Consider the following 21,657-nt stretch of genomic DNA (forward strand, 5'->3'; position numbering starts at 1 on the left):
ACCGGGCTAGTCGATCGTCTCGCCCTTGTAGACACCCCACAGATCGACCGCGAGCACATAGCCGTTGCGGCCGCCGAGCGAGAGGCGGCACCAGCCTTCGTCGCAGACCTGGATGTCCGCAACCACGCCTGGCTCCGCGCGCCACACCGGCGGGCTCGAAAACTCGGCGCGGGCATAGAGGTTCGCAACTTTGCCGCGCACCATCGCCGTGCGCTTGCCCGAAAGCAGGTTCTTGTTCATCCAGCCGGTTTCGCCATCCGGATCGCGGACCTGCCGCCAGATTCCCCATTCGCGGATCACCTCCACGGGAAGCCCTTTGCGCTTGTAGGTCCACGTTACCGGATAGGCCTCGCCCGGCCCGGCACGCATGTTGGCTTCGCCCGAAGCGATGGAGACCCAGCGTGGCGTCGGCAGGCCGGAAAGTCCCTTTGTGGCGTCCGAATCCTGCGCCGCAGCGGGCGTTCCTGCAAAACCGAAGGCGAGCAGCAAGACGATGATGCGTTTCATACCGCTATTGAATCGAAACCGCCCCGCCATGCAAGCACCTCGCTTGCGCTCTCGGCCTTGACGCGGGTGCGAGGCGATCCTAGCCACGGCACATGGAAGAACGCCCCCGCCGCCCGCGCGTCGTCGTCACGCGCCGCCTGCCGCAACCGGTCGAAGCGCGCATGAGCGAACTGTTCGATGTCGTTTTCAATGTCGAAGACAAAGCGATGTCGCAGGCCGAGCTTGCCGCCGCGATGGCGGACTGCGACGTGTTCCTGCCCACGGTGACCGACACGATCGACGCTGAACTCATCGCCGCCGCGCCGCCGCGGCTGAGGCTGATCGCGAACTACGGCACCGGCGTCAATCACATCGATCTCGTCGCCGCGCGCGCGAAGGGCATCATGGTGACGAACACGCCCGGCGTCCTCACGGACGATACCGCCGACCTCGCCATGTCGCTGATCCTTTCCGTGCCGCGCCGCCTCACCGAAGGCAGCCGCCAGCTCTATTCGGGGAAATGGGACGGCTGGAAGCCGTGCGACGTGCACGGCCACCGCATCACCGGCAAGAAGCTCGGCATCATCGGCATGGGCCGCATCGGCCAGGCGATCGCCACGCGCGCCCGCGCCTTCGGCCTGCGCATCCACTACCACAATCGCCGCCCGCTGGCGGACACGGTGGAAGGCATGCTCGGCGCGAGCTACTGGGATGATCTCGACGCGATGATCGAGGCGGTGGACATCGTTTCCATCAACTGCCCGCTCACGGACGATACGCGCCACCTGTTCAACGCCCGCCGCATCGCGCTGCTCGGCCCGGACGGCTATCTCGTCAACACTGCGCGCGGCGAGATCATCGACGAGGATGCGCTGGCGGATGCGCTTGAAAAGGGCGTGATCGCGGGCGCGGGCCTTGATGTGTTCGAAGACGAGCCACGCATCAACCCGCGGCTCATCCCGCTCAACAACGTCACGCTGCTGCCGCACATGGGCTCCGCCACGTTCGAAGGGCGGCAGGCGATGGGCGACAAGGTCGTCACCAACATCCGCGCCTGGGCCGATGGCCACCGACCGCCCGATCAGGTGCTTGAAGGCTGGCTCTAGGCAGGGAACTCCTTGCACCCGCACAGCGTTGACCCTTCGATGGGGCGTTATGTGGGAGACCTTTCATGCGTAAGTCTATGATTTTGCTCGCTTCCGGCGCGCTCCTTGCACTCGGCGCCTGTACCGGCAGCCGAACGGTGGATAGCGGCCTTATCGGTGCGGGTGTCGGCGCGGCGGCAGGAGCCGTCGTCCCTGGCGTCAGCACGACCGAAGGCGCAGTTGCCGGCGGTGCAGCCGGCGCGATTTACGGCGCGGTGACGGATGGCGACGCCAAGCGCGGGAGCAAGAAATACTGCCGCGATCGCTATCCGCGCGATTCCCGTGAATACGACCGCTGCCGTCGCGATCGTTAAGCCTCAGTCGCCGGTGACGATCCGGTCGACAAGCTGCTTCACCGTCGGAATGAAACCGTTCGAATAGAACGGGTCCGTCGAGAAGTGATGCGCGCTATGCCCGGCGAACATGAGGTTGTCCTCGGGCGGTGAGCCGTGCGCGATATCCTGAAGCGTCTTCTGGATGCAGAAGGAACGCGGATCGGCGAGCCGCCCGGTGCTGTTCTTGTCGAGGTGCTCGGCCCACGCGCTGAAGCGGCACTGAGAAAGGCAGCCCATACAGTCCGCCTGATCCTTGCGCACGGTCTTCGCCATCGTCGGCGTTTCGAACACCAGCGTGTCGTCAGGCGTCTTCAGCGCTTCGGTATAGCCCTGCGCGTGCCAGCCGCGCGCGTGCAGAAGGTCGTCGCGCGTGACGTAATAGTGCTTGTTCCCCGGAACACCGACGTCGAGCAGGTGTGTGCGGTGGTCGTGCGGTTCGGTGGAAATGCCGATCTGTCGCTCGGAGCGGTGGATCAGCTCTTCGAGAAACGGCGTCCTCACGGCGGACGAATAGAAGCCCGTCGGCGAGAACGCCTGCAGCAGGATGTCGCCTTCGTTCAGCGTCGTCAGCTTGCGCTTCCACACGTCCGGGATCGGGCTTTCCTGCGTCAAAAGCGGCCGCGAGCCGAACTGGAAGGCGATCGTGCCGAGTTCCGGGTTGTCGATCCAGTTTTCCCACTCGCGCAGATACCAGACGCCGCCCGCCATCACGATCGGCACGTCGTCGGAAATCCCGACCTCGCGCATCGTGTCGCGCAGGTCCTTGACGCGCGGATAGGGGTCCTGTGGGCGGAGCGGATCTTCAGCGTTCGAAAGGCCGTTGTGTCCGCCGGCAAGCCATGGGTCTTCATAGACCACGGCGCCAAGCCATTCGGGCGCCTTGCTATAGGCGCGCTTCCAAAGCGCGCGGAAGGCGCGCGCCGAGGAGATGATCGGATAATAATAGGTGCTGTACCGCGCGGCGATCTCGCTCAGCTTGTAGGGCATTCCCGCGCCGCAGGTGACGCCGTCGACAAGTTCGCCGGCCTCTTCCAATATGCCTTCAAGGATGCGCTGCGCGCCGCCCATTTCCCAGAGGACATTGATGTTGATGCCCCCCTGGCCGCCCGCGATCTCGTGCGCGCGACGGACCTGCTCGACGCCGCCGGCGATGCCGTAGGCGACGAGTTCTTCGTGACGATCCCCGCGCGTGCGGCCGCGATATATCTGCGGGATGATGTTGCCGAGCGCATCCGTGCTGTCGGCGTTCACCGCCGAGACGGTGCCAAGCCCGCCCGCCGCGGCCCACGCGCCCGACGATGCATGGTTGGTCGCCGAAACGCCCTTGCCGCCTTCAACGAGCGGAAGCATCTCGCGCCCGCCCATGCGGATGGAATTCAGAAGCTTCATCGTACCAGTTGTCGTTTCTCAGCCCGCTTGCGCCCCTCCGACGCGTCTCCCCCTGCGAGCTATAAACCAACGGGAGCGCTATTGGGGGCGAAATATTACCCAGCCGTCAAATAGACAGGGGGAGCCTCGCGGGAGACTCCCCCTTTTATGCCATTTGTCAGTCGCGGTCGCCGGCGATGAAGTCCGGCAGACCGCCGCCCTCGCCTTCGCTCGACTCTTCACGACGGGGACGGTCGCCGCCCTCGCCGCGGTCGCGGCGCGGGCCACGATCACGGTCACGGCCGCCACCACCGCCGCCGCGTCCACGGTCGCCGCCACGGCCGCCGCGATCTCCACGATCGCCGCGGTCGCTGCGCTCACCGCGCGGGCGCTCCTCACGCGGGGGACGCGTGTCGGGCAGTTCCTCGCCCGTTTCCTGGTTGACGAGGCGCATCGACAGGCGAACCTTGCCGCGGTCGTCGATGCCGAGCACCTTGACCTTCACTTCCTGGCCTTCGGTGAGCACCTCGGAAACCTTCGCGACGCGCTCTTCCTTGATCTCGGAGATGTGGACGAGGCCGTCCTTGGCGCCCATGAAGTTCACGAACGCGCCGAAATCGACCATCGACACGACCTTGCCGTTGTAGACCTTGCCCACTTCCGGCTCGGCGACGATGCCGATGATCCAGTTGCGCGCGGCTTCGATCTTGGCGATGTCCGAAGACGCGATCTTGATCGTGCCGTCGTCCTCGATGTCCACCTTGGCGCCGGTCTCCGCGACGATTTCGCGGATCACCTTGCCGCCGGTACCGATCACTTCGCGGATCTTGTCCTTCGGGATCGTCATCGTCTCGATGCGCGGCGCGTGCGCCGACATCTCGGTGCGCGTGCCGTCGAGCGCCTTGTTCATCTCATTCAGGATGTGCGCGCGGCCGGCCTTCGCCTGGCTGAGCGCCACCTTCATGATTTCCTCGGTGATGCCGGCGACCTTGATGTCCATCTGCAGCGAGGTGATGCCGAGCTCGGTGCCCGCCACCTTGAAGTCCATGTCGCCGAGGTGATCCTCGTCGCCGAGGATGTCCGAAATCACCGCGAAGTCCTTGCCTTCGAGGATGAGGCCCATGGCGATGCCCGAAACCGGACGCTTCAGCGGCACGCCGGCATCCATCAGCGCCAGCGATCCGCCGCACACCGTCGCCATCGAGGACGAGCCGTTCGACTCGGTGATGTCGGCGATGACACGCATCGTGTAGGGGAACTCTTCCTTCGCCGGCAGCACCGGGCGCAGCGCACGCCACGCCAGTTTGCCGTGGCCGACTTCGCGGCGGCCCGGCGCGCCGAAGCGGCCGACTTCACCGACCGAATACGGCGGGAAGTTGTAGTGCAGCAGGAAGTTTTCGTGGCTGATGCCGTAAATCGCGTCGATCATCTGCTCGTCGTCAGCGGTGCCGAGCGTCGTGGTGACGATCGCCTGCGTCTCGCCGCGGGTGAAGAGCGCGGAGCCGTGCGTGCGCGGCAGAACCTGCACTTCGGCCAGAATCGGGCGGACATCTTCCTTGCCGCGACCGTCGATGCGGCGGCCGTCCTTCAGGATCGCGCCGCGAACGATGTCGGCTTCCAGCTTCTTGACGAGCTTGCCGAGCTTCAGCTTCTCGGCCGGCTCTGCGTCTGCGAAGGACTCCTTCGCCTTGGCGCGCGCGGCGTCGAGCGCGGCAACGCGCTCCTGCTTCACGGTCAGCTTGTAGGCGGCTTCGATGTCCTTGCCGACGAGCTTCTTCAGCGTCGCCTTCTTGGCGGCGGAATCGTCGTCGAGCTTCAGTTCCCACGGATCCTTCGCGGCCTTCTCGGCGAGGCGGATGATCGCGTCGATGACCTTCTTGCCGTTCTCATGAACGAACATCACGGCGCCGAGCATGACTTCCTCGGAAAGCTCATGCGCTTCTGATTCCACCATCAGCACTGCGTCCTGCGTACCGGCGGCGACGAGATCGAGCTTCGAGCCTTCGAGGCCACGGCTGGGGTTCAGCACATATTCGCCGTCGACATAGCCGACGCGGCCACCCGCGATCGGACCCATGAACGGCACGCCCGAAAGCGTCAGCGCGGCCGACGCCGCGATGAGCGCCAGCACGTCCGGCTCGTTCTCGCCGTCATAGCTCAGCACCTGACAGATCACGTTGATCTCGTTGTAGAAGCCTTCCGGGAACAGCGGACGGATCGGACGATCGATGAGGCGGCTGGTCAGCGTCTCATGCTCGGTCGGGCGACCTTCGCGCTTGAAGAAGCCGCCGGGGATGCGGCCCGCGGCCGAGAACTTTTCCTGATAGTGCACGGTCAGCGGGAAGAAATCCTGGCCTTCCTTCACCGACTTCGCAGCCGTCACGGCGCAGAGCACCACGGTTTCACCGAGCGTCGCGAACACCGCGCCGTCGGCCTGACGGGCAATGCGGCCCGTTTCCAGGGTCAGCGTCTTGCCGCCCCACTGCGTTTCAACTTTGTGGATATTGAACATGTGTTTTTCCGTTTCCTTCGCGGCCGGTCAAAAACGGGCCCTATGCCCGCCCGGCCTCCATCATCCGTCGCCGCGCTTGTCGCGGCAGACGGTTTGCGCACGGTGGCAGGCATTTTCGCGCCCGCCGTACCTTCAATACGAAACGGGCGCCGTGCGCGGCGCCCGAGACGAACCTTTTACTTGCGAAGCCCGAGCTTCCCGATGAGGTCGGTATACCGCCCCTCGTCCTTGCGCTTCAGGTAATCGAGCAGCGTGCGCCGCTTGTTCACCAGCATGAGCAGACCGCGCCGCGAATGGTTGTCCTTGGCGTGGGTCTTGAAATGCTCGGTGAGGTTGGCGATGCGCTCCGAAAGGATCGAGACCTGGACTTCGGGGCTGCCGGTGTCGCCTTCGGCGCGGGCATGTTCCTTGATCAGCGCTTCCTTGCGCTCGGCTGTAATCGACATCGTGACTCCTTCGTTCTAGAGGTTGAAGCCCCGCTCCACACGGACCGTCCCCGCTTCAACGCGGGCGAGCGCGACAGGCACTGCGTCCAGCATCGCGACCACAAGTCCGTCCGGTTCGGGACGTCCGGCGAGCGTCTGGCCCGATTTGAGCCGGGCCGCTTCGCCGGGGTTGACCGTCAGAGCCGGGATGTCGTCCAGCCCCACGGTCAGCGGCAACAGTGCCGCTATAAGGCGCTGCTCCATAGCGAGTTCGCCGAGTTTGTCCAGCGATATCGCGCGTTCCAGGCCGAACGGGCCGGCCTTCGTGCGCCGCAGCATGACGACGTGTCCGACCGTACCGAGCGCCTCCGCAATGTCGCGCGCAAGGCTCCGCACATAGGTACCCTTCGAGCTGGACACGGAGAACGTTGCCGTCTCCCCGTCCGTCTCCAGCAGCTGCAGCGCGTGGATCGTCACCGCGCGCGGCGGCAGCACAACGACCTCGCCGGCGCGCGCGCGGGCATAGGCCCGTTCGCCGTCCACCTTCAGTGCCGAATATGCAGGTGGGCGCTGTTCTATGAGGCCGGTAAAGCGCGGTAGGATCGCCTCGATCGCCGCGCGCGAAGGCCGCACGTCCGATGTCGCCACCACGGCGCCTTCGGCATCCTCGGTTTCCGTCGCGACGCCGAAGCGAACCGTGAAGTCGTAAGCCTTGTCGCCGTTCAGCATCCGGCCCGTGAGCTTGGTGGCCTCACCGAGCGCGATCGGCAGCACGCCCGTTGCGAGCGGATCGAGCGTACCGCCGTGGCCGATTTTCGGCTTCGGCAGCCCGGCCTGCCGCCACAGCCGCTTCACAGCGGCAACGCCCTGCGCCGAGGTCAGCCCCAGCGGCTTGTCTAGAATGATCCAGCCGTTCACCGGGCGGCTTTAACGCCCGCCGAACTGCCTGTCAGTCTTCTTTACTGTCGTCGGACTTTTCGGCCTTCGCCTTTTTGCCCGGGTCTTCGGCCGTCACAAGGCTTTGCAGCTGGCAGGTGCGGCCATCGACGAGAATCTGCCCGAACTTGTCGAGCGTACCCGTGCCCTTGGTGATGAAGCCGATCTTGGTCGCGAAGCTCAGCCCCATGCACGGTCCCATCGTCTCGGCATAGTACCAGCGCCCGGTCTGACCTTCGATATAGAGCGCATGGTCGTTTTCAGCGCGGAAATTTCGGATGCCGGTGGTGTCGGCAAACGGAATGCGCGCCTCTTCGCCAAGCTTTGCGTGCGGTTCGGCCGCGCTCGCCGGAACGGCGGAAAGGAGCGCGGCGACGACGCCCGCTCCCGCAGCATGGAAAATGGTCTTCATGCTCTGTCTCCTTCGCCCTGCTTTTCCCACCCGCCAACTGAACGACGACTGAGCGGCAAGGTCAGTTCCCGTTCAGGACGCGAGACGCTCCAGAAAATGCTTCCGGCAGAGCGCGATGTAGCGGTCGTTGCCACCGATATCGGTCTGCGCACCCTCACGCACCGGTGTTCCGTCAGCAGCGACACGCAGGTTCATCGTCGCCTTGCGCCCGCATTCGCACACGGATTTCAGCTCGACGAGCTTGTCGGCAATCGCGAGCAGCCGCGCGCTCCCTTCGAACAGTTCGCCGCGGAAATCGGTGCGGAGACCATAGGCGAGCACCGGAATACCGAGCCGGTCGCATACCGCCGCGAGCTGATCGACCTGCTTGCGGCTAAGGAACTGCGCCTCATCGACCAGCACGCAACCGATCGGCGCCGCGCCGTGTTCGGCCGAAATGATGACGTCGAGATCGGTATCGTCCGAGAAGGGAATCGCCTCGGCCTCGAGCCCGATCCGCGAATTGATGCGCCCCCGCCCGCCGCGATCGTCGACCGCCGCCGTGAACAGCAACGTCCGCATCCCGCGTTCCACATAGTTGAAGCTCGATTGCAGCAGCGTCGTCGATTTCCCCGCGTTCATCGACGCGAAGTAGAAATACAGCTTCGCCATCAGTCTTCGAGGTCGCGCGCCACCTTGGGGTCGCGCAGCAGCGCGTCGATGCGCCCGGCAACCTCGTAGCTCTCGTCGAGCCGAAACTTCAGCTCGGGCGTGTATTTGGTGGACATCGACCGCGCCACCTCGCCGCGCAGGAACTTCGCATTGCGGCGAAGCGCGGCAAGCACTTCATCGTCGTCACCGCCGAGCGCCTTCACGAAGGCGGTGGCGATGCGGAGGTCCGGCGAGACGCGCACTTCACTCACGGAGACGATATGCGTTTCGAGCACCGGATCGCGCACCTCACCGCGGCCGAGCACGCCCGCCAGCACATGGCGCACCTGCTCGCCGATCCGCAGCAGCCGGACCGATTTGCCTTCGGGGGTCTGCATCTGGCGCATAGGCGTCCCGCGCGAACGCCCTAGAGCGTCCGCTCGCGCTCCTCGACCTCGAACGTTTCAAGGTAATCGCCCGCCTTGATATCCGTGGTGGCTTCCAGCGTGACACCGCATTCGAGGCCTGCTCGCACTTCGGCAACGTCGTCCTTGAAGCGGCGCAACGAGGAGACCGAACCGTTGTAGATGATGACATCGTCACGCATGACACGCGCCTTGAGCGCCTTGCGGATGAAGCCTTCGAGGACGAGCAGACCGGCGGCCTTGCCGTGCTTGCCCGCCTGGAACACCTCGCGGATTTCGGCGCGCCCGACCACGTGTTCGATCTTCTCGGGGCCGAGCTGGCCGGCCATCGCCGCCTTCACATCGTCCACGAGATCGTAGATCACGTCGTAGTATTTGAGCGCGACGCCGCGCTGCTCGGCGATCTCGCGCGCCTTGGCATTGGCGCGCACGCCAAAGCCGATGATCGGTGCGCCCGAAGCGCCCGCCAGCGTCACATCGGATTCGGTGATGCCGCCGACGCCCGAATGCAGCACGCGGGCCTTGATGTCGTCGGTGGAGATCCTGTTCACCGCCGCCACGATCGCCTCGACCGAACCCTGCACGTCACCCTTGACGATGAGCGGGTATTCCAGCGCCTGCTTTTCCTTGAGCGCCGAGAACATCGTTTCGAGGTTCGCAGGCGCCTGCGTCGTGCGCTTGCGCTGCACAACCGAAGCGCGATACGCCGCGATCTCGCGGGCGCGCGCTTCGTTTTCCACGACCGCGAACACATCGCCTGCCATCGGCGTGCCGGAAAGACCGAGCACCTCGACGGGCTTGGACGGGCCGGCTTCCTTCACCTGCACGCCGCGATCGTCGACGAGCGCACGCACCTTGCCCCACTCGGCGCCGACGACGAAGATGTCGCCGACACGAACGGTGCCGCGGCTGACGAGCACGGTCGCGACAGGACCGCGGCCCTTGTCGAGCTTCGCCTCGATCACCGTGCCTTCGCCCGGACGGTTCGGATTGGCCTTCAGTTCCAGAAGCTCGGCCTGCAACAGGATTGCGTCGAGCAGCTTGTCGAGGTTCGTCTTCTTGAGCGCCGAGACCTCCACATCCTGCACGTCGCCGCCCATGTCCTCGACGACGACTTCGTGCTGCAGCAGTTCCTCGCGGACCTTCTGCGGCTTGGAGCCCGGCTTGTCGCTCTTGTTGATCGCAACGATCAGCGGCACGCCTGCGGCCTTTGTATGGCTGATCGCCTCGATCGACTGCGGCTTCAGTCCGTCGTCGCCCGCGACCACCAGCACGACGATGTCGGTGACGTTCGCACCACGGCCGCGCATCTCGGTGAACGCTTCGTGGCCGGGCGTGTCGAGGAAGGTGACGATGTCGCCGGTGGCAACCTTCACCTGATACGCGCCGATATGCTGCGTGATGCCTCCGGCTTCGCCCGAGACGACATCGGTGCCGCGCAGCGCGTCGAGCAGCGACGTCTTGCCGTGATCGACGTGACCCATGATGGTGACGACCGGCGGACGCGGCAGCAGATCGCCCGTGTTGTCCGCCTCGCCTTCGAGGCCGATTTCAACGTCCGAATCGCTGACGCGCTTGATGTTGTGTCCGAACTCGGTGACGAGCAGCTCGGCCGTGTCCTGGTCGATGGTCGTGTTGATCGTCGCCATCGAGCCCATCTTGAACAGCGACTTCACAAGGTCGGCGCCCTTCTCGGCCATGCGGTTCGCGAGTTCCTGCACGGTGATCGCCTCGGGGACGACCACGTCGCGCACCTGCTTCGCCTGATTGGCACCGCCGATGTGCGCGCGGCGCTCTTTCTCGCGCGCGCGGCGAAGCGCGGCGAGGCTGCGGGCGCGGCCGTTCTCGTCGCCTTCGAGTGCGCGCGTAACGGTGAGCTTGCCTGAACGGCGATGATCCTCTCCGCGTCCGCGCGCGGGCTTCGGCGCTTCCTTGCGCACAGGCAGCGGCGGGCCGCGGCGAACACCGCGATTACTCTCGTCGTCCGCAGCCTCGCGCTTTGCCGTCGGCGCGGGTGCAACCGGGGTCGCGGCGGCCTGGGGTTCAGGCGCAGGCGCAGGCTCGGGCGCCGCAGGCTCGGCTTCGCGGGCTTCTTCCTCGCGGCGCTTTTCCTCCGCACGGCGGCGTTCGGCCTCGGCGGCCTCGGCGCGCATCGTCTCCTCGCGGCGGCGCTGGTCTTCCAGCATCTGGAGACGCGCTTCCTCGGCCTCGCGCAGAAGCTGAGCTTGCCGCTCCTGACGCGACATCAGGTCGTTCGGCGGCGCAACAGGCCGCGGCTTCGGCGCTTCGACAACAGGCTTCGGCGGCGCCGCGACAGGTGCGGGCGCCTCGGGCGCCGCTTCCACGACCGGCGTTTCCTCGGGTGCGCCATCGGGCCGTCCGAGCACACGCCGACGCTTCACCTCGACGACGACGGACTTGGTCCGGCCGTGGCTGAAGCTCTGCTTGACCTTGCCGACGTCGACCGTGCGCTTGATTCCAAGCGGTGCACGCGCGCCCAGCTTCGGTTTGTTATCGTCGCTCATTCGTACCCTTCACAACTCAAGTCCAGCGGGCGGTTCATCGCCCTCAATTTCGATTCCGCCCTGCAGGCCGAGATACGCGCGCCAGCGGCCAACCACAGATTCGACGCGAAGCGCCGCCTGCCGGTCGCGGACCGCGGCGTGTACCACATTGGCCTGCCCGAGCGCCAAGGACAATTCATCCCGGCCCGCCGGCAAGGCGATTGCTTTGGCCTTTCCGCCCGCCGAATGCAACCGCTGCGCCAGCTTGCGCACACCGTCGGGGGCCGCGTCGGCGGCGTGCAGCACAAGCCGCGCCTCACCGTTGTCCACCGCCCCTGCGATGCGGTCGCTGCCGAGCAGCAGATTGCCCGCGCGAAGCTCCAGCCCGAGCCGATCGAGCGCCGCGCGTTTCAGCCCGGCCTCGATGCGATCCGCCATGCCTTCTGGCACGCGTTTCACATCGCCCTTGAAGGCACGTTGCAGCGCCCCCTTCAGCTTGCCCTTGGCCTCGGCTTCCGCAACGAGCGCACGGTCGGGCGTCACCCACGCGCCGCGGCCCGGCGCACGCGCGCCGATGTCCGGCAGAACCTCGCCGTCGGGGGAAAGAGCGAGCCGCACCAGTGCGTCCCGCCCTTCGCGCTCACCGCTTATTATGCAGCGACGTTCGGGCTCATGCTTCGGCATCCGCGGGTGCGTCCTCCCCGGATGCATCTTCGCCCTCGAACCAGTGGGCGCGGGCCGCCATGATGATGCGGTTGCCGTCTGCCTCGCTGAGGCCGTACTCCTTGAGCACGCCCTCGCGCTTGGAGACGAGTTCGTCGGTCGCGAGATCGCCGAGATCGTCGAGCGTCTTGATGCCCGCCTTGCCGAGCGTCACGAGCATCTTCTCGGAGAGCCCTTCGATCGCCGCCAGCGCGTCCTCGACACCGAGCGACCGGCGCTCCTCGCGGGCTGCGGCTTCGCGGCGTTCCAGCCCCTCGGTGGCGCGATTCTGCAGCTCGCCCGCGAGATCCTCGTCGAAGCCCTCGATCGCGGCGAGCTCCTCGGTCTCGACGTATGCGACTTCCTCAAGCTCCGTGAAGCCCTCGGCGACGAGCAGCTGCGCGAGCGTCTCGTCCACATCGAGTTCGTTCATGAACAGCTCGGAGCGCTCGACGAATTCCTTCTGGCGGCGCTCGCTCTCGTCAGCCTCGGTCATGATGTCGATCTGGTGACCGGTGAGCTGGCTTGCAAGGCGCACGTTCTGGCCGCGACGGCCGATGGCGAGCGAAAGCTGGTCGTCAGGAACGACCACCTCGATACGCTGCTCTTCCTCGTCGATCACGACCTTCGCCACTTCGGCGGGCTGCAGCGCGTTCACCACGAAGGTCGCGATGTCGGGCGACCAGGGGATGATGTCGATCTTCTCGCCCTGCAGTTCCTGCACGACCGCCTGTACGCGGCTGCCCTTCATGCCGACGCACGCGCCGACCGGATCGATCGACGAATCGCGGCTGATGACGCCGATCTTCGCGCGGCTACCAGGATCGCGCGCGACCGCCTTGATCTCGATGATGCCGTCGTAGATTTCCGGCACTTCCTGCGCGAACAGCTTCTTCATGTATTCGCCTGCCGCGCGCGACAGGAAAATCTGCGGGCCGCGGTTTTCGCGGCGCACGTCCTTGATGAGGCACCGCACGCGGTCGTTCACGCGCAGGATTTCACGCGGGATCTGCTGGTCGCGGCGAATGACGCCCTCGGCCCGGCCGAGGTCGACGACGACGTGGCCGAACTCGACACGCTTGACGACGCCCGTCGTCACCTCGTTCACACGGTCCTTGAATTCCTCATACTGACGCTCGCGCTCGGCATCGCGCACCTTCTGCACGATCACCTGCTTGGCCGCCTGGGCGGCAATGCGGCCGAATTCGATCGGCGGCAGCGGATCGACGACGAAGTCGCCGATGGCGCTCTTCTTGTCGCGCTTCTGTGCGTCCACAAGGCTGATCTGTTTGAAATGATCTTCCGGCGCCTCGACCACTTCGAGCACACGCCAAAGGCGCATTTCGCCCGAGACCGGATCGATCTTCGCGCGGATGTCGTTCTCGGCGCCGTAGCGGGCGCGAGCAGCGCGCTGGATGGCCTCTTCCATCGCCTCGATCACGATCATGCGATCAATCGACTTCTCACGCGCAACAGCATCGGCAATTGCCAGCAGCTCGGCCTTGTTGGCGGAAATCGCGGTGGCCATCAGTCGTCTTCCTCTTCTTCTTCGTCTAACGCGTCGACGCCCTCGCTGGAGAGCGGCTTCGTTGCCTTGATGAGATCATCGGTCAACACCAGCTTCGCGCCGGCGATATTTGCAAACGGCACGGCGGTCTCGCCGAGTCCCTCGACCGCGATGCGTACCATAGCATCATCGAGACCGAGAATGTGCCCCTGAAGTCGCTTCCGCCCCTCCAGCAGTTCGGTGAGCTGGAACTTCGCGACATATCCGGCCCAGTCGGCGAAATCCTGAAGCCGGGTCAGCGGCCGGTCGATGCCGGGCGAACTCACTTCGAGATGATATTCGTCCGCAATCGGATCGACCTCGTCGAGCATGTCCGACACGCGGCGGCTGAGCGCCGCGCACTGATCGATGGTGAGCTGCCGTGTCGCGGGATCTTCCGCCATCACCTGCAGCGTCAGCCCGCCAGCACCCTTCATCAGCGCGACACGCACGAGATCGAATCCCATCGCGGTTGCGATCGGCTCCACCAGTACCTCGAGCGCTTTTGTATCCGTCAAACTCCAGCCTCCCTAGCGGATACGACCCTTCGGCGCCGGTCCCGAACCTTGGAACCGACCTCCGCTTGGACTACCCATGTGGAGAATGCCGCCCATATAGGCGTAAAGCCCGCGCCCTGCAAGAGAGGCCGCCCGGGGAGCGCCATAGGCATTTGTCAGTGGCCAAACATCTGGCTAGCCTGCGGCCATTCCCCCGAATGTTGGAGACATTGCTGCAATGATCCGCTCCCTATCCGCGCTCGCCTTTGCTTCCGCGCTCGGCCTTGCCGCCTGCGGCGCGAACGGCACCGCCGCCGGCGACAACGCCGACACCGCTCCGGCCGCCACGGCAAAGAACGGCAAACCCTTCACCGCCGCCGAAATGGGCACGTTCGAAGAGCCGTGGGCGCTCGCGTTCCTCCCCGATGGCCGCCTTCTCGTCACCGAGAAGAAGGGCGTCCTGAAGCTCGTCCGCCTTGGCGGCGAAACGGTCGATGTCGCGGGTGTGCCCAAGGTCGATTACGGCGGTCAGGGCGGTCTCGGCGACGTCGCGGTGCACCCGGATTTCGCAAACAACGGCTATATTTATCTCAGCTTCGCCGAAGCCGGCGACGGCAACACACGTGGCGCGGCCGTGGCGCGCGGCAAGCTGGTGCTGGATGGTGCGCCCCGCATCGAAGGCCTGCAGGTGATCTGGCGGCAGGAACCCAAGGTCACAGGACGCGGCCATTACGGCCACCGAATCGCCTTCGGCCCCGATGGCATGATGTACGTGTCGAGCGGCGAGCGGCAGAAGTTCGACCCCGCGCAGGACCTCACCGCAAACCTCGGCAAGATCGTGCGCCTTTCCGACACGGGCATGATCCCGTCGGACAATCCGTTTTACGATCAAGGCCGCGTGAAGGCGCAGGTCTGGGCCTACGGCATCCGCAATCCGCTCGGCATCGATTTCGATAGCGAAGGGCGCCTGTGGGAAATGGAAATGGGCCCGGCCGGGGGCGACGAATTGAACCTGATCCGGAAAGGCGTGAACTACGGCTACCCGAAGGTTTCCAACGGCGACCATTATGACGGCACGCCGATCCCCGACCACAAGCCCGGCGACGGCTTCGAACCGCCCAAGGTGTTCTGGAACCCCGTGATCTCGCCCTCAAGCCTGCTCATCTACAAGGGCGACCTGTTCCCCGACTGGAAAGGCGATGCCTTCATCGGCGCGCTTTCTGGCGAGGCTCTGATTCGCGTCGACCTTGACGGCGAAACCGCGACCAAGGCGGACGAGTGGCCGATGGACGCCCGCATCCGTGCCGTCGAGCAAGGCCCGGACGGCGCGATCTGGCTGCTCGAGGACGGTAGGAACGGCCGCCTGTTGAAGCTCACGCCTGCGTCTTGAGCCTCAGGAATCGGTCCAGACCGGATCGCGTTTCGCGATGAAGGCGCCGATGCCTTCGCAGGCGTCGGAAGCCATCATGTTTTCCGCCATCACCGTGGCGGTATAAGCGTAAGCTTCGGCAAGCGGCATTTCGCGCTGCGCGTAGAAGGCGCGCTTGCCGATGCCGACCGTCAGCTGCGATCGCCCCGCGATCTGCCCCGCGAGCGCCATCGTCTCGGCGGTGAGCGCTGCATCCTCCACCACGCGGTTGACGAGGCCGATTTCGGCGGCGCGCGCCGCATCGATCAGATCGCCCGTCAGCAGCATTTCCATCGCGTGCTTCGCCGAAAGGTTGCGCGTCAGCGCCACCATCGGTGTTGAGCAGAACAGCCCGATCCGCACGCCCGGCGTCGCGAACCGCGCGGCCCTGCCCGCCACGGCGAGGTCGCAGCTCGCAACGAGCTGGCACCCGGCGGCCGTCGCGACGCCCGCGACCTCGGCAATCACCGGGCAGCGATGGTTCACGATTTCCTGCATCAACTGGCCGCACGCCTCGAACAGCCGAATGAACGCGCCGCGCCCGCCGTCCTCCGCGGCGCGCGCTGCATCCATTTCCTTGAGATCATGCCCGGCGGAAAACACATGCCCCGCCGCCGCGATCACGATGACCCGCACGTCGCGGTCCACATCCGCCGCGCGGAGGGCCGCGCGAAGCGCCTCGATCATCGCGAAGGACAGGCTGTTGCGCGAAGAAGACGCATTCAGCGTCAACCGAAGAACGCCGCCTTCCATTGTGGTCGTTACAAAGGCTTCGTTCGCGGTCATGTCATTCTCCCTATTTCCGCAGATATCGGAAATACCAGATCGGGCGTCCTTCACCGGCAGCCCATTCGCCGTAACGCGTTGCGGGCCAGTCGTCGGGGCGAGTTTCCCAGTCGGACGCCCGCTCGGCAAGCCATTCGAAATCATCGCGCCGCGCCATCTGCATCACCGCCCAGCGCATATAGACCGGATGATCCGTGGCCAGCCGGAACTCGCCGCCCGGCTTCAGCTTCGCGGCGATCAAGTCGAGCGGCCCGGGATTGACGAAGCGCCGCTTCGCGTGCCGCGCTTTCGGCCACGGATCGGGGTGCAGCAGATAAACGCGCTCCAGCACCGCATCGGGCAGACGCTCCAGCACATTCAGCGCGTCGCCGTCGTGCACGCGCACGTTCGTCAGCCCCTCATCCTCGATATGACCGAGCAGCCCCGTCACGCCGTTCAGGAACGGCTCGCAGCCGATGAATCCGGTTTCCGGTCGTGCGCCGGCGTGGGCAACGAGGTGCTCACCCTTGCCGAACCCGATCTCCAGCTCCAGCGGGCACGCCTTGCCGAACAGCCGCGCCGCATCCAGCGGGCCTTCTTTGGGCACCGCCACAGTGGGCAGGAATTCCTCGACAAGCCGCTGCGCCCGGTTACGCAGCGCAAACGCCTGTCGCCTTCCGTAGAGTCGGCGGATGGTGGTCGGATCGGACATCAAAACTCGCTGGTCGATTATAGAAGATCGGTCGGAATCCGGGCCAGGCCGAGCCGAAAAGGATGACTTTCGAGAACCAGCGCGCAGCGGACAAGGGTCCGTGAGCACCGGAAGCGCAGAAAGTCGTGCTTTGCAGGCCGGCCTAGCCTGGATTGCAGCCTATCTTGGGCGGCAGGCCTTGCCTTCATACTGATGCCGATGCAACCGGTATTCCTTGCCGTTCCAGCGCTCGACCGGGAAGCAGAAGCCGGGGCCGCCGATCTCGATGTCCGGCCAGCCGCCCGCGCCTTTCGTGGCGAGCAGGTTCGGAATGCCCGGCCCGCCGGTGATCAGTTTCCATCCGCCTGCGGCCTGTTTGCTGACAACCGAATAGCCCATGCCCGTGTTGCCGAAACAATAGCTGCTGCCCTCGGTGATGATCGCTTCCGGCTGGCCGTCGCCGTTCACATCGCGCACCGTTTCGATCGTGCCGGGTGTGTAGGCCGCCGTGCCCGGATCGCCGCAGCTTTCCCAGCGGTTCCCCTTTTTCGCGAACCCCGCCGCCTTGAACGCCGCCGCCGTATCGGCGGGCGAAAGCTTCATCTCCGCCGCCAGCGCCGTGGATGCCGAAAACGCCAACACTACGCCAAGACAGAGAACACGCATGGCTTCCTCCCTCGCCCCGTTGCGAAGCGCGAATCCTACGCCTTTCAAAGCGAAAGCGGAACGATTCGCACAGGGGAGGACGTTTCGAGCACCCCTTCTCCCTCGCCCCTCCGAGAGGGTTGGCGAGAGGGGAACACCGCAGCAACCGCCGCGACGAAGCCCAGTCTAATGCCGGAAGTGCCGCATCCCGGTAAACGCCATCGCAAGGCCCTTCTCATTGGCCGCCGCGATCACCTCGTCATCGCGGATCGATCCGCCCGGCTGGATCACCGCCGTCGCGCCCGCGTCCGCCGCCGCGAGCAACCCGTCCGCGAACGGGAAGAACGCGTCGGATGCAACTGCCGAACCCATCGTCTTCGGCTGCGCCCAGCCCGCCGTCTCGGCAGCGTCGCGCGCCTTCCACGCAGCAATGCGCGCCGAATCGAGCCGGCTCATCTGCCCCGCGCCGATGCCCGCGGTCGCGCCGTCCTTCGCGTAGACGATCGCGTTCGATTTCACGTGCTTCGCGACGCGCCACGCGAACAGCATATCGGCAAGCTCCTGCGGGCTCGGCTGCCGCGCGGTGACGATCTTCAGATCATCGACGCCGATCGCACCGTTGTCGCGCGCTTGCAGCAGATAGCCGCCCGCGATGGTCTTCAGCGCAAGACCGCCGCGCGCCGGGTCCGGCAGCGCGGTGAGCAGCAGACGCAGGTTCTTCTTCTTCGCAAAGATCGCCAGCGCCGCTTCATCGGCGTCCGGCGCCACGACGACCTCGGTGAAGATACCAGTGATCGCTTCTGCCGCCGCTGCGTCGAGCGCGCGGTTGACCGCGATGATGCCGCCGAACGCCGACACGGGATCGCAGGCAAGCGCTGCGCCGTAGGCATCGGCAAGGCTCGCGCCCGTCGCCACGCCGCACGGGTTCGCGTGCTTGATGATCGCGACCGCAGGACCCGCGTCCTTGAACTCGGCGATGAGTTCGAGCGCACCGTCGGCGTCGTTCAGATTGTTGTAGCTGAGTTCCTTGCCCTGCACCTGCCGGGCTTGCCCGATGCCCTTGGTGTGCGGCCCGCGCGGCGCATAGAACGCCGCCTTCTGGTGCGGGTTCTCGCCGTAGCGCAGCTCGCCGCCGCGGGTCATCGCAAGCGTCAGCGTATCGGGGAAGGTCGCGCCCTGATCGCCAAATGCGAACCAGGAGGAAATCGCGCTGTCGTAGGCCGCCGTCGCCGCGAACGCCTTGGCAGCGAGACGCTTGCGAAGCACAAGATCGGTCGCCCCGTCATTGGCATCAAGCGCCGCGATAAACTCGGCATAATCAGCGGGATCGGTAAGGATCGCGACAAAGCCGTGATTCTTCGCCGCCGAACGCACCATCGAAGGCCCGCCGATGTCGATGTTCTCGATGATCTCCTCGCGGCCCGCGCCCTTCGCGACCGTCGCCTCGAACGGGTAGAGGTTCACCACCACCACGTCGATCGGCGTAATGTCGTGGTCGCGCATCGCGGCGGCGTGTTCGGGATGATCGCGCAGTGCCAGCAGCCCGCCGTGCACCTTCGGGTGCAGCGTCTTCACGCGCCCGTCCATCATCTCGGGAAAGCCCGTGTGCTCCGACACGTCCTTCACGTCGAGCCCCGCGTCGCGCAACGCCTTCGCCGTGCCGCCGGTGGAGAGCAGTTCCACACCCCGCGCGGCGAGCGCCTTGGCGAGGTCGACCACGCCCGTCTTGTCCGAAACCGAAATCAGTGCCCGGGTGACCTTCACCGGCATCTCGCTCATCGTCATGTCCTGCCTGTTATTTGCTTGCGCGCTTGAACGACCAGTTGACCGTCGCGCCGCCGTCTTCCGTTTCGCCGCTGACGACGATTTGCGCCACGCTGCGGTGTTTGCCGCTTTCGTCCACGAAGATGCTCTCGTCAACCGTCAGGCGGCCGCCGCGCACCTTCATCTGCCACACGCGCCCCGCCGCGAGCTTCAAGAGCGCGCCCTTGCCGTCCGCGGTCGGTGTCGCCTCGACGCCGGGCGCAAGGTGGAAGCGAACGTCGAACGGCAGCGCCTTGCGGCGGCCGAGCAACCGGGTGACCCGCACGGGTTCAAGTGCATCCTCGCCGCGGATGTCGCGCCCGTCAGCCGCAAGGAAAATGCGGCGGCGGTGCATGACGCCGAAGCGTTTCGCATAGCCATCGTGCGTCGCGTCGAGCCAGCAGCCCTCTTCGCTTTCGTGCCGCGTCACGACGACCTCGCCAACGCCCTTGCCGAGCCCGCCGCCGCCGAGGAGCCGCGTCGAATTGGTGTCGTTCACGATCAGCGTCGAATGCGCCGCCGTCGTGCGGAGCAGCCCGGCAAGCGCGTCCGGCAGCGCTGACGCCGCGCCGTCCCTGCCGCCGCAGTTGATGATCATGCGCGCGTCGCCGTCCGACATTTCGAACGCGAGCGTCCCCGCGTGCGCGCCGCTGCCCGCGTCCTTGGCGGGCGGCGGACCGGCATCGACGACGATCACCGTCTTGCCCGCGTCCATGCGCTGGAAGCCCGAAGCCGCCCCGTTCCGCGTCGGCCGCACATTGCCGCCGACAAGCGCGAGCGCCTTGGCGATCCGTTCCGGCGCGCAGACGTTGCCGCCGTGGATCGATGCAAGCCGCCCGTCGCCAAGCAGGAGCCCCTTCGCACCCGAAGCCACCGTCTCGATCGCCTCGGCGACCACTTCGGAAACGTCGGTCTTGCGCGCTTCATAAAAGGCACGGAGCGTCAGCAACCGTTCGAGCAGCACCAGCGCATCGGAAGGCCGGCGGCTCGCAACGCCGCCGCCCGGAAGCAGCACGTCTTCGAGCGCCTTCCGCAGCGCATTCTCGGCACGCACCGTCCGCGCCGCGCCTTCGGGCAGAATCAGCCCGGCCGCGAGCAAGCCAGCCGCCGCCTCCACGCGCGGCATCCCCTCCGGCATTTTCTCGCACGCACGATCAACATGGCGCGCGGTCCGCGCGAGGTGGTTGAGCACGAGACTGCGGTAAATGGGATCGCCGCGTGAAAGAATGTAGGGCGCATAGAGCGGCCAGAACATCAGCCGCCGCCCGGCAAGGTCGGCGCGCCACGCCAGCTCGTCATACTCGCGGTAGCTCGCGAGCCACGCCTCGACGACGAGTTCGGCGACGATCGCGCCCTTCTTGCGGTCGCTTGCCACCGCGAGGTCGCGCAGCCATTCGAAGCCATGCACCCATTCGCGCCACGCGAGCGGCGCGCGCGCCGTGGCGAAGTTGAGCGTGCGGATGGCTTCCGTATGCCCCCCGAAGCTGAGCTTGCCCGCCGCGATCTCGCGCCCCGCCGCAACGTCGCCCACGATCGGGTCTGCCGCCACGGCGAGCAGTTTCAGCGGCGGCCGTCCGCGCAGCTTGCGGTTGTGGAGCGGCGTCGCATAGCCGATGCGGGCGAGCTTTTCGGAGAGGCGCGCGCCGAGCGTCCGCGCGGCGCCGCGCCCGCGCGTCAAGCGCTGGCCATCACGCCCGCCATCGTCCCTGCCGCCCGCATCACTCACGCCGCGCCGCCTCCCCTGAGGCGCGCGATGTTTGCTCCGTAGGCGTCCGGCCCGCCGCGGAACGTCGCCGTACCCGCCACAAGCACGTCCGCGCCCGCCGCGATGGCGCGCGGCGCGGTCGCCATGTCGATGCCGCCGTCAACCTCCAGGTCGATCGTCTTGCCGGTCGCATCGATCAACTTCCGGATCGCCTCGATCTTGCGAAGCTGGCTGTCGATGAAGGACTGCCCGCCGAACCCGGGGTTCACGCTCATCACGAGTACAAGATCGAGATCCTCGATCACATAGTCGAGCACGCTGAGCGGCGTCGCGGGATTGAGCACGACGCCCGCCTTCTTGCCGAGCGCGCGGATCGTCTGGACCGTGCGGTGCAGGTGCGGCCCCGATTCGGGGTGCACGGAAAGAATGTCCGCACCCGCCGCCGCGAAGGCTTCCAGGTACGGGTCGACCGGCGCGATCATCAGATGCACGTCGAAGGGTTTCGCCGTGTGCGGCCGCAGCGCCTTCACCACAGCGGGCCCTATCGTGATGTTCGGTACGAAATGCCCATCCATCACATCGACATGGATATAGTCCGCGCCCGCCGCATCGATGCGGCGCACCTCGGCGCCGAGCTCGGCAAAATCAGCGGAAAGGATGGAAGGCGCGATACGGACAGGCTGCTGCATGTGACCGGCTTTAACATCCCGTGCCGGG

Annotated in this window: 21 protein-coding genes; 3 read left to right on the top strand and 18 right to left on the bottom strand. The window is 66.0% G+C overall.

Annotation, left to right across the window (positions count from 1 at the left end; translation table 11 throughout):
- Positions 1-6: 6 nt before the first annotated feature.
- Positions 7-507 (bottom strand): SH3 domain-containing protein, encoded by a 501-nt coding sequence (locus AAC014_RS06040; RefSeq protein ID WP_339705558.1) that lies wholly within the window; start codon positions 505-507, stop codon positions 7-9.
- A 92-nt stretch (positions 508-599) separates the two neighbouring features.
- On the opposite strand from AAC014_RS06040, the gene AAC014_RS06045 reads away from it, so the two are divergent.
- Together AAC014_RS06045 and AAC014_RS06050 are read left to right on the top strand one after the other, a co-directional pair.
- On the top strand, positions 600-1,592 hold the full coding sequence (locus AAC014_RS06045) for a D-glycerate dehydrogenase (protein ID WP_339705561.1): 993 nt from the start codon (positions 600-602) through the stop codon (positions 1,590-1,592).
- A 65-nt stretch (positions 1,593-1,657) separates the two neighbouring features.
- Positions 1,658-1,945 carry a hypothetical protein gene (locus AAC014_RS06050; RefSeq protein WP_339705564.1) on the top strand — a complete coding sequence of 96 codons (288 nt, stop codon included), beginning with the start codon at positions 1,658-1,660 and terminating at the stop codon, positions 1,943-1,945.
- A 3-nt stretch (positions 1,946-1,948) separates the two neighbouring features.
- On the opposite strand, the gene AAC014_RS06055 is transcribed toward AAC014_RS06050, so the two are convergent.
- The 11 genes from AAC014_RS06055 to rimP all read right to left on the bottom strand — a co-directional run bounded on the left by AAC014_RS06055 (position 1,949) and on the right by rimP (position 13,944).
- Positions 1,949-3,355, bottom strand: a complete 1,407-nt coding sequence (locus AAC014_RS06055; RefSeq protein WP_339705567.1) for a nitronate monooxygenase — start codon at positions 3,353-3,355, stop codon at positions 1,949-1,951.
- A 157-nt stretch (positions 3,356-3,512) separates the two neighbouring features.
- The gene (gene pnp / locus AAC014_RS06060; protein ID WP_339705569.1) at positions 3,513-5,846 is read right to left on the bottom strand and encodes a polyribonucleotide nucleotidyltransferase; all 2,334 of its coding nucleotides are present in this window, start codon (positions 5,844-5,846) and stop codon (positions 3,513-3,515) included.
- A 176-nt stretch (positions 5,847-6,022) separates the two neighbouring features.
- A complete protein-coding gene (gene rpsO / locus AAC014_RS06065; protein ID WP_293780579.1) occupies positions 6,023-6,292 on the bottom strand; it encodes a 30S ribosomal protein S15 in 270 nt (89 codons plus the stop codon).
- Between the two features lie 15 nt (positions 6,293-6,307).
- Positions 6,308-7,189 (bottom strand): tRNA pseudouridine(55) synthase TruB, encoded by an 882-nt coding sequence (gene truB, locus AAC014_RS06070; protein ID WP_339705578.1) that lies wholly within the window; start codon positions 7,187-7,189, stop codon positions 6,308-6,310.
- Positions 7,190-7,220: 31 nt separating this feature from the next.
- Positions 7,221-7,619, bottom strand: coding sequence for a DUF6491 family protein (locus tag AAC014_RS06075; RefSeq protein WP_339705581.1), 399 nt, complete (start codon positions 7,617-7,619; stop codon positions 7,221-7,223).
- Positions 7,620-7,691: 72 nt separating this feature from the next.
- Positions 7,692-8,270, bottom strand: coding sequence for a thymidine kinase (locus tag AAC014_RS06080; RefSeq protein ID WP_339705584.1), 579 nt, complete (start codon positions 8,268-8,270; stop codon positions 7,692-7,694).
- A complete protein-coding gene (gene rbfA, locus AAC014_RS06085; RefSeq protein ID WP_339705587.1) occupies positions 8,270-8,656 on the bottom strand; it encodes a 30S ribosome-binding factor RbfA in 387 nt (128 codons plus the stop codon). Before rbfA ends, AAC014_RS06080 begins: the two co-directional genes overlap by 1 nt.
- 20 nt (positions 8,657-8,676) lie before the next feature.
- Positions 8,677-11,199 carry a translation initiation factor IF-2 gene (gene infB, locus AAC014_RS06090; protein ID WP_339705590.1) on the bottom strand — a complete coding sequence of 841 codons (2,523 nt, stop codon included), beginning with the start codon at positions 11,197-11,199 and terminating at the stop codon, positions 8,677-8,679.
- 9 nt (positions 11,200-11,208) lie between these two features.
- Positions 11,209-11,889 carry a DUF448 domain-containing protein gene (locus tag AAC014_RS06095; RefSeq protein ID WP_339705593.1) on the bottom strand — a complete coding sequence of 227 codons (681 nt, stop codon included), beginning with the start codon at positions 11,887-11,889 and terminating at the stop codon, positions 11,209-11,211.
- Positions 11,849-13,408 (bottom strand): transcription termination factor NusA, encoded by a 1,560-nt coding sequence (nusA, locus tag AAC014_RS06100; protein ID WP_339705596.1) that lies wholly within the window; start codon positions 13,406-13,408, stop codon positions 11,849-11,851. Before nusA ends, AAC014_RS06095 begins: the two co-directional genes overlap by 41 nt.
- Entirely contained in the window at positions 13,408-13,944 is a 537-nt protein-coding gene (gene rimP, locus AAC014_RS06105) for a ribosome maturation protein RimP (RefSeq protein ID WP_339705599.1), read from the bottom strand. Before rimP ends, nusA begins: the two co-directional genes overlap by 1 nt.
- Positions 13,945-14,161: 217 nt before the next feature.
- Between rimP and AAC014_RS06110 the strand changes: the two genes are divergently transcribed.
- Positions 14,162-15,313, top strand: coding sequence for a PQQ-dependent sugar dehydrogenase (locus AAC014_RS06110; protein ID WP_339705602.1), 1,152 nt, complete (start codon positions 14,162-14,164; stop codon positions 15,311-15,313).
- Positions 15,314-15,316: 3 nt separating this feature from the next.
- On the opposite strand, the gene AAC014_RS06115 is transcribed toward AAC014_RS06110, so the two are convergent.
- The 6 genes from AAC014_RS06115 to rpe all read right to left on the bottom strand — a co-directional run bounded on the left by AAC014_RS06115 (position 15,317) and on the right by rpe (position 21,629).
- A complete protein-coding gene (locus AAC014_RS06115; RefSeq protein ID WP_339705605.1) occupies positions 15,317-16,117 on the bottom strand; it encodes an enoyl-CoA hydratase in 801 nt (266 codons plus the stop codon).
- Between the two features lie 10 nt (positions 16,118-16,127).
- Positions 16,128-16,808, bottom strand: a complete 681-nt coding sequence (trmB, locus tag AAC014_RS06120) for a tRNA (guanosine(46)-N7)-methyltransferase TrmB (RefSeq protein WP_339705608.1) — start codon at positions 16,806-16,808, stop codon at positions 16,128-16,130.
- A gap of 159 nt (positions 16,809-16,967) precedes the next feature.
- Entirely contained in the window at positions 16,968-17,453 is a 486-nt protein-coding gene (locus AAC014_RS06125) for a hypothetical protein (protein ID WP_339705611.1), read from the bottom strand.
- A gap of 165 nt (positions 17,454-17,618) precedes the next feature.
- Positions 17,619-19,211 (bottom strand): bifunctional phosphoribosylaminoimidazolecarboxamide formyltransferase/IMP cyclohydrolase, encoded by a 1,593-nt coding sequence (gene purH / locus AAC014_RS06130; protein ID WP_339705614.1) that lies wholly within the window; start codon positions 19,209-19,211, stop codon positions 17,619-17,621.
- A gap of 16 nt (positions 19,212-19,227) precedes the next feature.
- Positions 19,228-20,961, bottom strand: coding sequence for a heparinase II/III family protein (locus tag AAC014_RS06135; RefSeq protein WP_339705617.1), 1,734 nt, complete (start codon positions 20,959-20,961; stop codon positions 19,228-19,230).
- Entirely contained in the window at positions 20,958-21,629 is a 672-nt protein-coding gene (gene rpe / locus AAC014_RS06140) for a ribulose-phosphate 3-epimerase (RefSeq protein ID WP_339705620.1), read from the bottom strand. The genes AAC014_RS06135 and rpe overlap by 4 nt, the downstream gene beginning before the upstream one ends.
- Positions 21,630-21,657 lie beyond the last annotated feature (28 nt).

It is taken from the genome of uncultured Sphingosinicella sp., assembly GCF_963974575.1.
Classification (GTDB): Bacteria; Pseudomonadota; Alphaproteobacteria; order Sphingomonadales; family Sphingomonadaceae; genus Sphingosinicella.